This is a genomic window from Methylocella silvestris BL2 (assembly GCF_000021745.1).
Lineage (GTDB): Bacteria > Pseudomonadota > Alphaproteobacteria > Rhizobiales > Beijerinckiaceae > Methylocapsa > Methylocapsa silvestris.
This window is the reverse complement of sequence record NC_011666.1, coordinates 1,594,543-1,608,020: the sequence shown is the minus strand read 5'-3', so window position 1 is coordinate 1,608,020 and position 13,478 is coordinate 1,594,543. Positions and strand designations below refer to the sequence as shown.

General features: G+C 63.4%; 13 protein-coding genes and 4 pseudogenes. 7 read left to right on the top strand and 10 right to left on the bottom strand.

The window, feature by feature from the left end; genetic code table 11:
* Positions 1–205: 205 nt before the first annotated feature.
* Positions 206–517 (bottom strand): annotated as a pseudogene (locus MSIL_RS07620) (IS1096 element passenger TnpR family protein); the annotation flags it as partial.
* Between the two features lie 60 nt (positions 518–577).
* Here MSIL_RS07620 and istA point away from each other — a divergent pair.
* From istA to MSIL_RS20635, 7 genes and pseudogenes are all read left to right on the top strand, one after another.
* Positions 578–1,923: pseudogene (gene istA, locus MSIL_RS07615) on the top strand (IS21-like element ISMsi1 family transposase).
* Positions 1,893–2,621 carry an IS21-like element ISMsi1 family helper ATPase IstB gene (gene istB / locus MSIL_RS07610; RefSeq protein ID WP_012590514.1) on the top strand — a complete coding sequence of 243 codons (729 nt, stop codon included), beginning with the start codon at positions 1,893–1,895 and terminating at the stop codon, positions 2,619–2,621. The pseudogene istA and the gene istB overlap by 31 nt, the downstream one beginning before the upstream one ends.
* A gap of 225 nt (positions 2,622–2,846) precedes the next feature.
* Positions 2,847–3,059, top strand: a complete 213-nt coding sequence (locus MSIL_RS07605; RefSeq protein ID WP_012590513.1) for a conjugal transfer protein TrbL — start codon at positions 2,847–2,849, stop codon at positions 3,057–3,059.
* A complete protein-coding gene (trbF, locus tag MSIL_RS07600) occupies positions 3,059–3,739 on the top strand; it encodes a conjugal transfer protein TrbF (RefSeq protein WP_012590512.1) in 681 nt (226 codons plus the stop codon). Before MSIL_RS07605 ends, trbF begins: the two co-directional genes overlap by 1 nt.
* Positions 3,740–3,815: 76 nt before the next feature.
* Positions 3,816–4,833, top strand: a pseudogene (gene trbG, locus MSIL_RS07595) (P-type conjugative transfer protein TrbG).
* Positions 4,830–6,038 carry a TraB/TrbI/VirB10 family type IV secretion system protein gene (locus tag MSIL_RS07590; protein WP_012590511.1) on the top strand — a complete coding sequence of 403 codons (1,209 nt, stop codon included), beginning with the start codon at positions 4,830–4,832 and terminating at the stop codon, positions 6,036–6,038. Before trbG ends, MSIL_RS07590 begins: the two are co-directional and overlap by 4 nt.
* Positions 6,035–6,303 (top strand): annotated as a pseudogene (locus MSIL_RS20635) (DUF2274 domain-containing protein). The gene MSIL_RS07590 and the pseudogene MSIL_RS20635 overlap by 4 nt, the downstream one beginning before the upstream one ends.
* Here MSIL_RS20635 and MSIL_RS21915 read toward each other — a convergent pair.
* The 9 genes from MSIL_RS21915 to MSIL_RS07550 form a co-directional block, all read right to left on the bottom strand.
* Positions 6,258–6,524 carry a type 2 periplasmic-binding domain-containing protein gene (locus MSIL_RS21915; RefSeq protein WP_244406234.1) on the bottom strand — a complete coding sequence of 89 codons (267 nt, stop codon included), beginning with the start codon at positions 6,522–6,524 and terminating at the stop codon, positions 6,258–6,260. The pseudogene MSIL_RS20635 and the gene MSIL_RS21915 overlap by 46 nt on opposite strands.
* 32 nt (positions 6,525–6,556) lie before the next feature.
* The gene (locus tag MSIL_RS07585; RefSeq protein ID WP_244406233.1) at positions 6,557–7,183 is read right to left on the bottom strand and encodes a LysR family transcriptional regulator; all 627 of its coding nucleotides are present in this window, start codon (positions 7,181–7,183) and stop codon (positions 6,557–6,559) included.
* 348 nt (positions 7,184–7,531) lie between these two features.
* A complete protein-coding gene (locus tag MSIL_RS07580; protein ID WP_041367748.1) occupies positions 7,532–7,777 on the bottom strand; it encodes a hypothetical protein in 246 nt (81 codons plus the stop codon).
* Between the two features lie 324 nt (positions 7,778–8,101).
* A complete protein-coding gene (locus MSIL_RS07575) occupies positions 8,102–8,299 on the bottom strand; it encodes a 2-hydroxymuconate tautomerase (protein ID WP_012590509.1) in 198 nt (65 codons plus the stop codon).
* Between the two features lie 3 nt (positions 8,300–8,302).
* Positions 8,303–9,067 (bottom strand): 2-keto-4-pentenoate hydratase, encoded by a 765-nt coding sequence (locus MSIL_RS07570; RefSeq protein ID WP_012590508.1) that lies wholly within the window; start codon positions 9,065–9,067, stop codon positions 8,303–8,305.
* On the bottom strand, positions 9,064–10,104 hold the full coding sequence (gene dmpG / locus MSIL_RS07565; RefSeq protein ID WP_012590507.1) for a 4-hydroxy-2-oxovalerate aldolase: 1,041 nt from the start codon (positions 10,102–10,104) through the stop codon (positions 9,064–9,066). The genes MSIL_RS07570 and dmpG overlap by 4 nt, the downstream gene beginning before the upstream one ends.
* The gene (locus MSIL_RS07560; RefSeq protein ID WP_012590506.1) at positions 10,104–11,045 is read right to left on the bottom strand and encodes an acetaldehyde dehydrogenase (acetylating); all 942 of its coding nucleotides are present in this window, start codon (positions 11,043–11,045) and stop codon (positions 10,104–10,106) included. The genes dmpG and MSIL_RS07560 overlap by 1 nt, the downstream gene beginning before the upstream one ends.
* A complete protein-coding gene (locus MSIL_RS07555; protein ID WP_280110216.1) occupies positions 11,045–11,752 on the bottom strand; it encodes a 2-keto-4-pentenoate hydratase in 708 nt (235 codons plus the stop codon). Before MSIL_RS07555 ends, MSIL_RS07560 begins: the two co-directional genes overlap by 1 nt.
* 124 nt (positions 11,753–11,876) lie before the next feature.
* On the bottom strand, positions 11,877–13,391 hold the full coding sequence (locus MSIL_RS07550) for a 2-hydroxymuconic semialdehyde dehydrogenase (protein ID WP_012590504.1): 1,515 nt from the start codon (positions 13,389–13,391) through the stop codon (positions 11,877–11,879).
* Positions 13,392–13,478 lie beyond the last annotated feature (87 nt).

The window sequence follows — 13,478 nt, the reverse complement described above, 5'->3', positions numbered from 1 at the left end:
CTTATCCAGCTTGAAGTTAGCTCTGGCCCGAGATGAACCGCTCCCCCTTTTTAGGCCAGGCAGAACTGGAATTTTCGCGAGTTTTGGCTCATGGCGGCGAAGGAGCCGGTGAACCATTAACCTGCGAAATCGGCGGCTTATTGCCAATTGCGCTGTGAGGCCGAACCTCATTGTAGGTAAGCGTCAGACCACGACCGTCGTGTTTTCAATCGACATGTTTTTTCGAGACGGGGGATGATGTTTTTGATCGCGGCTTCTTCTGTTTTGCGAGTTGGGCGAACGCGGCATTGATGTCGTCGACGGCGAGGTCGTTTGGATCAAAATTGCCGCCGCTCCACTCGCTGAGCTTGGCATGCTGCTCGTGGTTAGGATCGGCGATTGCTTCGAGGAAGCCGGAATAATTCCAGGGTCCGCCAACGTCTTCGGGCGGTCCGCGACGTGCCCCTTCTATGAGGCGCGGATACACGATGTGAGATCGCGTGGAATGTTGTCCCCTTGAGGGGCTGATTTCGCGTTGAAGATTGTCCCCCTAGTTCGGCTTTCAGCGATCCTTCCGGCTTTGCGGAGGGCTCTGGGGATGATGGGCGTGGAGACGATCGCGCGGATCCGGTTCGAGCATTTCCAGAACGGCAAAGGGATCAAGCGGATCGCGCTGGAGCTGGGGATTGCGCGCGACACGGTCCGCAAAATTCTGCGCTCCGGCGTGACGGAGTTCGCCTACAAGCGCACGGTTCAGCCGCAGCGCAAGCTGGGCGACTGGGTGGAGACGCTGACAGCGATCCTGGAGGCGGAGGCCAAGCTGCCGCGACGCGAGCGGCGCTCGACCATCCGTTTATTCGAGGAACTCCGCGGCCGGGGCTATGACGGCGCGCATGACAGTGTGCATCGGTTCGTCAAGAGCTGGCGCGCCGAACGGGCCCGGGCGCCGGCGCAGGCTTTCAGTCCGCTGCGGTTCGATCCGGGCGAAGCCCATCAGTTCGATTGGAGCCATGAGGCGATAGAGCTTCAGGGATTGCCGCTGACGGTGAAGCTGGCGCAGATGCGGCTCGCTTACAGCCGCATGCCTTTCGTGCGCGCCTATTTCCGCGAGACGCAGGAGATGGTGTTCGACGCGCACGATCGCGCCTTCGCTTTTTATGGCGGCGTCTGCCGGCGCGGGATTTATGACAACATGCGCACGGCGGTGGAGGCCGTCTTCGTCGGCAGCGCCCGCACGTATAACCGGCGCTTTCTCCAACTTTGCTCGCATCATCTCGTCGAACCTGTAGCCTGCACGCCTGCCGCCGGTTGGGAGAAGGGCCAGGTCGAGAACCAGGTCGGCACGATGCGCGACGTGTTGTTCCGGCCAAAGCCAAAGGTGAAGTCGCTGGATGAGCTGAATGCTTGGCTGGCCGAGCAATGCGTCTCCTACGCCAAACGGGTCAAGCACCCCGAGTTCAGGGATCGGACGATCTTTGAAGTGTTCGAGGAAGAACGGCCGCGCCTCATGCCCTTCCTCGGCCCGTTCGCGGGTTCATCGAGAAGCCGATGCGCGCGACGACAACCTGCCTGATCGCGCATGATCGGAACAAATACAGCGTCGACGCCAAGGCGGCGGGGCGCGCTGTGCTGGTGCGCGTCTACGCCGATCGCATTGTGGCTCTCCTCGGCGAGGAGATTGTCGCGGATCACCCACGCAGCTTCAAGCGCGATCAAGTTGTCTACGAGGCTTGCGCCGAAGCCTTGGAGGCCGGCGTCGCCAATGGCGACGTCGTTGTGGCGATCCTCGCCCGCAACCGCCAACCTCCGGCGCCGCCAAGCATCACAACGCCCGAGGCGCTCAAACTCAAAGCCGAGCCCGTCGCCGACTGCGCCCGCTACGACAATCTGCGCAAAAGAAGGGAGGATGCGCTATGGAGCGTCATCAGATCATCGACGCCATGACCGGATTGAAGCTTTACGGAATGCGCGCCAGTTTCGACGAGATCGCCGGCAAAGGGCTGGCGCGGCGCGAAGAACTCTACCCGCTGCTCGGCAGCCTGATCCGCGCCGAACTGGCGCATCGCCAGTCCAGATCGATCAACTACCGCATCAGCGGCGCCAAGTTCCCCGTGCTGAAAGATCTCGACGCCTTCGTCTTCAAAGACACGCCTGCCGACGAAGGCCTGATCCGCGAACTCGCCACCGGAGACTTCATCGACGCCAAGTGTAATCTCATCCTGATCGGCGGCACAGGCACAGGCAAAACCCATCTGGCGATCGCCATCGCCGCCGCCGTCATTCGCGCCCGAGCGCGCGGCCGTTTCTTCAACCTTGTCGACCTCGTCAACAAGCTCGAACAGAAAAAGGCCGCCGGAAAAAGCGGCAGGATCGTCGAAGCCATGCTGCGTCAGGATTTGATCGTCATCGACGAACTCGGCTATTTGCCGTTCAGCCACGCCGGCGCGCAGCTGTTGTTCTATCTGATCAGCAAGCTCTATGAAAACACCTTGATCATTATCACGACCAATCTTGCCTTCGCCGATTGGCCGCAAGTCTTTGGCGACGCCAAAATGACCACCGCCATGCTCGATCGGCTCACGCATCACTGCGATATCGTCGAGACCGGCAACGAGAGCTGGCGCTTCAAGAACCGCGTCTGACCATCAACCAACAAAGCGCCCCATGGCCGGCGAAACAGCCGCGGCTCTGCAACCCCGACCAGCGACGCCGCCGCTGTTCCCGCTCTTCCGGGCTCTAACCGAGGGGGCTAACATTCAAAGCGAAAGCGGGGACAGCTTTCAAAGCGAATTGACACAGACGCGGTAAAGGGCAGTTTTGGGTCTGGCGCGAGGTCCGGGTTTGCCGCCACCGGAGGCTCATCGACCATGGGGACGGTCGAGGGCGGCGCGGCGGCGGCCGAGGCGTCCTATGCCGGCTCCGGATCGACGACGGCGACGTCTGCGCCGCCTGCCTGGGCGTCCCGCCTCAAGCGCAGTCAGGCCATCCGTCATGGCGTCTCGACGGCGGCCCACGCCGTGCGCGCGGGCGACAGCGCTGGCGGCGGCCATGCCGTCGATCTCTCCGAAAAGAATCCCTGATGTTCAAGCGATCGTCGGTGCGCTACGGCCGCACGCCCGCACCCGAAACGCCCTATCAGAAAGCCGCGCAGGTCTGGGACGAGCGCATCGGCTCGGCCCGCGTCCAGGCCAGGAACTGGCGGCTGATGGCGTTTGGTTCGCTCTTCCTGTCGGCGGGCCTCGCCTTCGGCCTCGTCCGGCAATCAGCCACCGGCACGATCGTCCCCTGGGTGGTGGAGGTCGACAAGCTCGGCGAGGCGCAGGCGATCGCGCCGGCCGAGGCCGACTACACGCCGGGCGATCCGCAGATCGCCTGGCATCTCGCTCGCTTCATCGAGGAGGTCCGCTCGATCGCGGCCGATCCGATCATTGTGCGGCGGAACTGGCTGCGCGCCTATGACTTCACCACGGCGAGCGGCGCGATGGCGCTCAACGACTATGCCCGCGCCGACGATCCCTTCACTAAGATCGGCAAGCAGCAGATCGCCGTCGACGTCTCGAGCGTGATCCGCGCCTCGCCCGACAGCTTTCGCGTCGCCTGGACTCAGCACCGCTACCAGGACGGCGCGCTCGCCGAGACGTGGCGCTGGACCGCCATTCTGACCATCGCGATCCAACCGCCGCGCGACGCCGAGCGGCTGCGCCAAAATCCGCTCGGAATCTTCATCAACGCCATCAACTGGTCGAAGGAGCTCGGCTGATGACCATGCCGCTTTTTCAAAAGCCGACCTTCCGGCTCCGCACAAATATGTCGTTCCGGCTTTCGGTGAATCCGTTTTGCCCGCTTCGCTCAAAACCGGATTTCCACCGTTCCGCAAACCCGCATGGCCGGTTCTCCTGCTGTCCGGTCTTGCGCTGACCGGCTGCGCCGCAAAATTTACGCCGCCCGACATCGCCTATGACGATGCGGCGCCGGCAGTCCTCGCAGGCGAGCCGCCGAAGCCCGTCAGGGTCGTCGAGATTCCAAAGCCCTTGCCGCTTCCCGGCCAGCTCAAACCGGTCCCTGGCCTCAAATCGCCGCCGGAGCCGGGCGATCCGACGGTCCGCGTCAACCAGGCCAACGCCGCGGCGCGCGTGCAGCCGGTGCGCGACGGCTTCATCAACGCCGTCCAAGTCTATCCCTTTTCCGCCGGCGCGCTCCATCAGGTCTATACCGCCGCCGGCCAGATCACCGACGTCGGTCTGCAGGAAGGCGAGCAGCTCGTCGGCTCGGGTCCCGTCGCCGCCGGCGACACGGTGCGCTGGATCATCGGCGAGACGGAGAGCGGCGCAGGCGCGACCAAAAATCCATATCCTCGTCAAGCCGACCCGGCCGGACCTTCAGACCAATCTCATCATCAACACCGACCGGCGCACCTACCTTCTCGAACTGCGTTCGACCGAAAAAACCTATATGGCCTCGGTCTCCTGGCAATATCCGGAAGACCAGCTGATCGCGCTCCGCCGCCAGAATGTCGTCGCCGAAACCGCGCAACCGGTCGCCTCCGGCGTCGATATTTCGAAGCTGAACTTCCGCTATGAGATCCAGGGCGACAATCCGGCGTGGCGGCCGCTACGCGCCTTCGATGACGGCTCGAAGGTCTATATTGAATTTCCCTCCGGCATCCGGCAGGGTGAGACGCCGCCGCTCTTCGTCATCGGCCCGGCCGGCGGCTCTGAACTGGTCAATTATCGCGTGCGGCAAAACTACTACATCGTCGACCGACTGTTTGGCGCCGCCGAACTGCGGCTGGGCGACAAGGACAGTGAGCGCCGCGTTCGCATCGTCCGCACCGACGGAAGATTGCGGTCATGACGGAAGCCGACGACGACGGGGAGGCTGCGCCGCGGCCACGCCATGCCGAACCGGACCTGCGGCTGCGCGCCGAGCCGCCGCGCGTCACCCGCCTGTCGCGCAAAGTCCTGATCGGGCTGGGAGCAATCGCCGCCTTCGGCGTCGCGGGAGCGCTGTTCTATGCGCTCCAGAGCCGACGCGGCGACAACGCGGGCAAGGAACTCTATTCGACCGAGAACCGCGCGACGCCAGACGGCCTCGCCAATCTGTCGAAAGACTACACCGGCGTTCCAAAACTCGGTCCGCCCTTGCCCGGCGATCTCGGCCGGCCGATCCTCAATTCGCAGAACCAGACGGTTCCGGCAATCGGCGCAACGGGAGGCGACGCCGCGGAGCAGCATCGCTTACAGGAAATCGAGGCGGCGCGGGTCAGCCGTCTCTTCGCGCCAACGGAGCGGCAGCCGGGCAGCGCCGCGCCGGCGCCGGCGGCAGCCGTCGCCACGTCGGGCGCGCTGCTCGCCGTCCCGGCTGAAGCGCCGCCGATCGATCCCAACGCCGTTCAAAACATGCAGGACCGCAAGGTCGCCTTCGTCAGTGCTCCCGCCGACCGACGGACCGTCAGTTCGGATCGGCTCGCCGATCCGCTTTCGCGCTCTATCGTGCAGGCGGGCACCGTCATCCCGGCCGCGCTCATTACGGGCATCCGCTCCGATCTGTCGGGCGCGATCACCGCCCAGGTGACGGAAGCGGTGTATGACACGCCGACCGGCAAATATCTCCTGATCCCGCAAGGCGCGCGGCTGATCGGCCAATATGACAGCGATGTCGCTTTCGGCCAAAGCCGCGTCCTGCTGGTCTGGACCCGCCTCATCATGCCGAACGGCCAATCGATCGTGTTGGAGCGGCAGGAGGGCGCGGACGCGCAGGGCTACGCCGGCCTTGAGGACGAGGTCGACAACCACTGGTGGGATCTCGCCAAGGCCGCCATGCTTTCGACCTTGCTCGGCGTCGGAACGGACCTTGGTGCCAGCGGCAGCAACGACAGCGATCTCATCCGCGCGCTGCGCCAGGGCTCGCAGGATTCGATCAGCAATACGGGAGAGCAGATCGTGCGTCGCCAGCTCAACATCCAGCCGACGCTGACCATCCGGCCGGGATTTCCGGTGCGCGTCATCGTCAACCGCGACCTGGTGCTGGCGCCTTACGCAGAGGAGGCAAGTCGATGACGAAACTGAAGCTCGCGGCGATCGAAGACGACAAACCGGTCAAAAGCTTACTATCGAGCTACCGGCCGCCGTGTTCCGCGACCTGGCCGCTTACGCCGAGGCGATTGGGCGGCAAAGCGATCAGGCCGCGCCAGAGCCGACAAAGCTCATCGCGCCGATGATCCAGCGCTTCATGACGACTGATCGCGCCTTCGCCAAATTGCGGAGAGGCAGGCCAATTCAGTCCTCGTCTGCGGACGTTCCCGGCGCCGACAGATCCGGATAGCGCTCGCGCAGCATGTCGAGGAACGGCGCGAGCGTGGGATTGGCGTTGGCCTCCCGCCAGTAGGCCACGAAGTTCAGGCGGGTGGGGCCGTCGCCGTCCTGAACCTCGCGATAAGCGACGCCCAGATGGGCTGCGCCGGTCGCGCCTTCCGCGACGAGAGTAAGGCCAAGCCCGGCGCCGACGAAGCTCAGAAGACGCTCGACCACCAGCTTGTGCCGCATGAGGCGGCATTCCCGCGACGAACCCAGCTTCGTCAGTAAAAGACGCTCGTAGTCAGGGCCCCGGTCGCGCTCGGTGACAAGGATAGTCTCGCCCTCCAACTCGGCCATTGGATGACCTCGTGGTCGTAAAGAGGGTGGCCTTCAGGAACGGCGGCGACGACGCGCTCGCTCCACAGCGGGAGCGCCTTATCCGCCCAGGCGGCAGAACCAGCGGTCATGATGGCGACGTCAATGGCGTCTGCCGAGAGGTCGGAGAGCAGGCCAACGCGGCGTCCATCGACGCCCTTGACGTCGACGTTGGGAAAGCGATCCTGATGCTCCATGAGGGTGGCGCGCAGATTGCCGGCGGAAAGCGCCGCGCAGACGCCGACGGTCAGACCGCCGCTTTCGCCGCGGGAGTGGGTTTTCAGCCTCGCAAAAGCGGCGTCCACATCGTCGACGATGCGCCGCGCCATCTCGAGAAATTCCCGGCCGGCTGCCGTCGGCCGCATCCCGCCGGTGGTCCTCTCGAACAGCGAGGCGCCCAGCCGATGCTCCAGATCACGCAGACGCCGGCTGAGCGTCGACTGCCGAACGTTCAGCGCCTCGGCCGCCTGTCTCAGGCTTCTATGCTGCGATGCGACGATCGCCCAGCGCAGATCTCGGAGTTCATCCGCCAAATTTCGGCTCCTCCGTCAGCCGGGGAATCGCCATGCATACATCACCGTTCAAGGAAGGCGACGAGTTTACACTACCCGCCTTGTACGAAATTATTCGATCCTGCATCTCGACGAATCCCTTTGTGCGGGCCTAATTCCATGTCGAGAATCGACCGCTGTTTCAGATGGCTGCTCAAAAGTCGCTGCTGACAAAGAAGTCCCCCTCGGGCACGCCACTCAATTTCCATACCGACGTTAACCGGTCAAATTCGTTCGGCACCTCCGGACCTGGGATTGAAGAGGGCCTCCCTATTTCTGGCTGGGCTTTGTCTCTCTTGCCCCTCGAAAGTCGAATGTGAAAAATGCGCCTCAGTACTTCGCGACGGCAGCCGGACCGAACGTATCGAAATTGTGGCTGAAGCAAACTGAACGCAGTTCGGGATGAAACGGTGGTTTAGCGTACGGAGCGAAGACGACGTCGTCGCCAAAAACCGTCGAATACAGGCGCGTGTGGCCGAACTCGATGTAGCGATATTCGGCGTGGCCGGACGACTTGTCGGCGACAGCATATTCGACGCCCCATAGACCAGAAAGCGGTCCCCGGCGGCATTCCACGCGATCTCACAATCTCGGCGAGAAACGCCGGCCGCCGTATTGCCTGAACGTTTTAAACCGTCCCAGAGAACGTGAGCTGCTTCATAGCGCATACCCGTGTGGGTCTCATACAAACTTAGCAGTCTTGTAGACAGCCGGAATCCGTCCCTTTTGCGGAGCTTCCTTAATTGGAAAGATCGGCTCCAGCGACCTTCGGTTTCTGGAGCCGATCCGCACAACGCCACGCCAATCGACTCCAAGGAACACTATATTCTATTTTGATCGACCTTGGCATGGTGGCGTAACTTTAACCGCAACCCCTCCAGCGGGTCGTTCGTTGGCCCTTCATGATTTCGCCGCAGGCTTCGCTTTGGCCAAGCCGCCGGCCGAAAAATGCAGCGGCGGCACTTCGCGGATGATGATGCGGATCGCTTCTTTCGGCGCGTCGATCGCCTCGTGAATGGCGTCGGCGACCTTCGCATGGAGGCGTTCCTTCGCCTCGTCCGAGCGGCCTTCGATCAGTGTGATTTCGACGATGGGCATGGTTTAGTCCGTGATGCTGATCGAGACCGAACCGAGATTCTGTATGATAGTGCGCACATGCTGGCCGACGCTCAGCGGGTGCGCGGCGGTGGCGCCGCCAGCCAGGACGATCCAACCGGGCTTCAGGCCGCCAATGCAGGCCGCGACCCGCGCCGCCGCGACAAGTGAGCGGGTGGGATGGCCGAGGATCGCCGCCGTCGAGCCGATCTGGACGGCGCGTCCGTCGACTTCCATGACGATGCCGAGATTGGAGAAATCCTGGTCTGGACGCCCCCAGTTTCCGACGACGAAACCGGATGACGAGGAATTGTCGGCGATGACATCCGGCAGAGCGAATTTGAAATTCTCATAGCGCGAATCGATGATTTCCATCGCCGGGGCGATGGCCTCGACCGCGCTCAAGGCTTCCGCCGCCGAAACGTCCCCCGACAGTTCGCGCTTCATCAGGAAGGCGAGCTCCGGCTCGATGCGCGGGTGGACGTAGCGCTTCTTCGATAGCGCGCCGCCTTCCTCGAGCCGCATGGCGTCGGTGAGGCGGCCCCAGATGACTTCATCGACGCCGACCTGAATCATCTTGGCGCGAGAGGTGAGTCCCATTTTCACGCCGACGAGGCTCTCGCCACGCGCAAGGCGCCTTTCGATGGAGCGCGCCTGGACGTCATAGGCCTCGTCCACGCCGAGCGGCGCCGATGTCGTGAACTGCGGGATCGCCTTCGCGATCCGCGCGGCCTCGTCGACGATTTCGGCGAATTTGACGATGTCATTCATTGGGCCGCCTCCGCCCCGTGTGATTTGAGAATGTCCAGCGCGACGTCGACAATCATGTCTTCCTGGCCGCCGACCATGCGCCGCTTGCCGAGTTCGGTGAGGATGTCGCGCGTATCGACGCCATAGAGTTTCGAGGCGCTTTCCGCATGGCGCAGGAAGCTCGAATAGACGCCGGCGTAGCCGAGTGAAAGCGACTCGCGGTCCACCCGCACCGGACGGTCCTGCAGGGGCCGCACGAGATCGTCCGCCGCGTCCATCAACATGTGCAGGTCGCAGCCGGTCTCGATTCCCATCCGGTCGAGCACCGCGATCAGAGCTTCGAGCGGCGCGTTGCCGGCGCCCGCGCCCATGCCGGCGAGCGAGGCGTCGACGCGAACGGCGCCTGCCTCAATTCCCGCCACGGCGTTCGCGACACCAAGGGTCAGATTGTGGTGGGTGTGCACGCCGATTTCCGTCTCGGGCTTCAGCGCGCCGCGCACCGCTTTTACGCGTTCGGCGTACTGTTTCGGCAGCAGCGCGCCAGCCGAATCCGTCACATAGACGCATTCGGCGCCATAGCTTTCCATCAGCAGCGCCTGTTCGACCAGCTTCTCCACCGGCGCCATGTGCGCCATCATCAAAAAGCCGACCGTATCCATGCCAAGCTTGCGGCCCGCCTCGATATGCTGGCGCGAAACGTCCGCTTCCGTGCAATGGGTGGCGACGCGCACGCTACGCGCGCCGGCCTCACAGGCATATTTGAGATCATGCACGGTGCCGATGCCCGGCAGTAGCAGCACAGTGATGCGCGAGAACTTGCATTCGCCGGCCACCGCTGCGATCCATTCGGTATCGTCATGCGCGCCGAAGCCGTAGTTAAAGGTCGAGCCGGTGATGCCGTCGCCGTGGCTGATCTCGATGGCGTCGACGTGGGCGCGGTCGAGCGCACGGGCGATGGCGCGCACCGCGTCAAGGCTGTACTGGTGACGCACCGAATGCATGCCGTCGCGCAGCGTGACATCCTGGACGTATAGCTTGTTCGGATTGATGCGGGCCATCACGCGGCCTCCTTCTGCAATTGCTTGGCCGCCCAATGGTCGGCAGAGACCAGAGCCGCGGAGGTCATGATGTCGAGATTGCCGGCATAGGCCGGCAGGTAATGCGCCGCGCCTTCCACCTCGAGCATGATCGTGGTTTTCAGGCCGGAGCACAGGCCGACGCCGGGAATGCGCACCGGCGCGTTGTCGCCGATATTTTCGAACTGCACCTTCTGCTTCAGGCGGTAGCCGGGCACATATTTCTGAACGGCGGCGACCATGTCGAGGATCGACTGCTCGATGGATTCTCTGCTGCCGCCCTGCGACAAAGTGAACACGGTGTCGCGCATGATCAGCGGCGGCTCGGCGGGGTTGAGAATGATGATCGCCTTGCCATGTTCTGCGCCGCCAAGAATCTCGATCGCTTTCGAGGTCGTCTCGGTAAATTCGTCGATGTTGGCGCGGGTGCCGGGACCGGCGGATTTCGACGAGATCGAGGCGACGATCTCGCCCCAAATGACGCGGTCCGTGGCGCGGCGCACGGCGCGCACCATCGGGATCGTCGCCTGGCCGCCGCAGGTGACCATGTTGATATTAGGCTCATCGATATTGGCGTCGCCATTGATCGCCGGAATGGTGAAGGGGCCAATCGCCGCCGGGGTGAGGTCGATCACCTTTTTGCCGTCCTTCTGGAGGATGGCGTTGTTGTGGACATGGGCGCCGGCCGAAGTGGCGTCGAAAACGATCTGGATGTCGCCGTAATTGGGGAGCTTGCGCAGGCCATCGATGCCCTCATGCGTCACTGGGACGCCGAGGCGCGCGGCGCGCGCCAGACCGTCCGACTTGGGGTCGATGCCGACCATCGCGCCCATTTCCAGATGTTTCGACATGCGCATGATCTTGATCATAAGGTCGGTGCCGATATTGCCCGAACCGATGATCGCGCAGGGAATCTTTTCCATTATGCTTGCTCCTTCGCAAAGGCCGCGCGCACCGAGCCGAGGCCGGCGATCCGCGCTTCAATAACGTTGCCCCATTTGACCGGCGCCATGGGACCGAGCGCGCCCGACAGCACCGTGTCGCCCGCTTTCAGCGGACGCCCGACCCGGGCCATGGTTTTTGCCAGCCAAAGCATGGCGGAGAGAGGATCGCCGAGGCAGGCCACGCCCGCGCCGACCGAGACCGGCTCGCCCGCGGTTTCCATGACCATGCCGGCTGCGCGCAGATCGAGATCCTTGAGCTTCTTGGGCGTCGCGCCGAGGACATAGAGCCCCGATGACGCGTTGTCGGCGATGGTGTCGAGAATGCCGATCTTCCAATCGACGATGCGCGAATCCACCACCTCGATCGCCGGAAGAGCGAAGGCCACGGCGCGGATCACATCCGCGATGGTGAGGCGCTCCTGATCGAGATCGTGATCGAGCACGAAGGCGACCTCGGCTTCTACCTTGGGTTGGATCAATTGCTTGCGCCCGATATCCCAGCCGTCCGGCACGGCCATATCGTCGAACAACATGCCGTAATCAGGCTGATCAACGCCAAGCTGCTTTTGTACTGCCAACGAGGTCAGGCCGATCTTGCGACCAACCAGGCGACGGCCTTCGGCGAGCCAGCGGCCCGTATTGACCTCCTGCGCCGCATAAGCCTGGTCGATCGCCCCTTCGGGCAAAAGATCCCGCACCGGCGCACTCGGCTTGCCGACGCGATGCGCTTCGAAAATCTTGTCTGCGACGTGATTTATCGCTTGGTCCGACACAATGGCGTCCTTCCTGAGTGGTTTGAATGGGCGGCCATCAAAGCTTGATGCAGACGTTGGAGAGTTCGGTATAGAACTCCAGCGAGTGAAGGCCGCCCTCCCGGCCGATGCCGGACTGCTTGGCGCCGCCGAAGGCCGTGCGCAGGTCGCGCAGAAACCAGGAGTTTACCCAGCAGATGCCGACATCCATTTTCGACGCGACGCGATGGGCGCGGGAGACGTTCTCCGTCCACACCGCCGCGGCGAGTCCGTAGGGCGTGGAATTGGCTAGCCTGACCGCCTCTTCTTCCGTGTCAAACGGGCGGATATGGCAGCACGGCCCGAAAATCTCCTCGTTGACGGCGCGGGCGTCATCCTTGAGTCCGGTCCAGATGGTCGGCTGAACCCAGGCGCCAAGCGCAAGCTCGCCGGGCATGTCGGGAACGCCACCGCCCGTGACAAGGGTCGCGCCTTCCTCCAGGGCCAACTTGTAATAGGACAGCACCTTGCTGCGATGTTCCTGACTGATCAGTGGGCCAAGATTAGTCGCGCCGTCTTCCGGCCGTCCGAGCCTCAAGGCCTCGGCGTCCCCCTTCATGCGGGCCACGAAGGAGTCGAAGATCGGGCGCTCGACATAGACGCGCTCGGTGCCCAGACAAACTTGGCCGCAGTTAGCGAAAGCCGAGCGCATCGTGCCCTCGATCGCCTTGTCCAGATCGCAATCCGCGAACACAATCGCCGGATTCTTGCCGCCCAATTCGAACGACACCTGCCGCACGCCGAGCGCCGCCTGGCGCATGATCGCCTCGCCGGTCCGGGTCTCGCCGGTGAAAGTGATGCCGTTGACCAGCGGATGCTGGGTTAGGAACTCGCCGGCGGAATTCGGGCCGAGGCCGTGGACGACGTTATAGACGCCCTTCGGCACGCCGACCTTGTTCATCACTTCGCCGAGCAGCGTCGCAGTCAACGGCGTTTCTTCCGACGGCTTCACCACAACTGTGTTGCCGCAGGCGAGCGCCGGGCCGACTTTCCAGGTCATGAGCAGCAGCGGGAGGTTCCACGGCGAAATTACCGCGATCAGGCCCTTGGGTCGGCGGAGGCCGTAATTGACGGCGCTCTTGCCGTCCGGCGTGTCGAGGATGAATGTTTCGGTCGAGACGTTCTTCACCGTATCGGCGAACATCTTGAAATTGGCGGCGCCGCGCGGAATATCGATATGCGAGGCGAGGCTATAGGGCTTGCCGGTATCGAGACATTCGGCGGCGAGGAATTCATCAAAGCGGGCGTCGATTTCGTTGGCAACTGCGGCGAGCAGATCGGTCCGCTGGGCCACCGTCATCTTGCCCCAGGTGCCGTCGAGCGCCGCACGGGCGGCGTGCACCGCCGCGTCAACCTCCGCCTGGCCGCCCTCCGGCACGCGGCCTATCACGCTGTTGTCGAGCGGCGAGCGGTTCTCCCACCAGCCCTTGCTGGTCAATCCCTGCGTGAACTCGCCATTGATGAAATGCGCCGCGTCGCGGCGCGCTGTATCGACGCGAATTTGCGCCAGCCCCTGCAATGCCTGAACCGACATTTTCGTCTCCTCGATCGGCTTGGACGCGCCTGTCCGGTTACAGGCCCCTTGAACTGTTGGCATTATCGCCATAATCCGCGTGCGGTG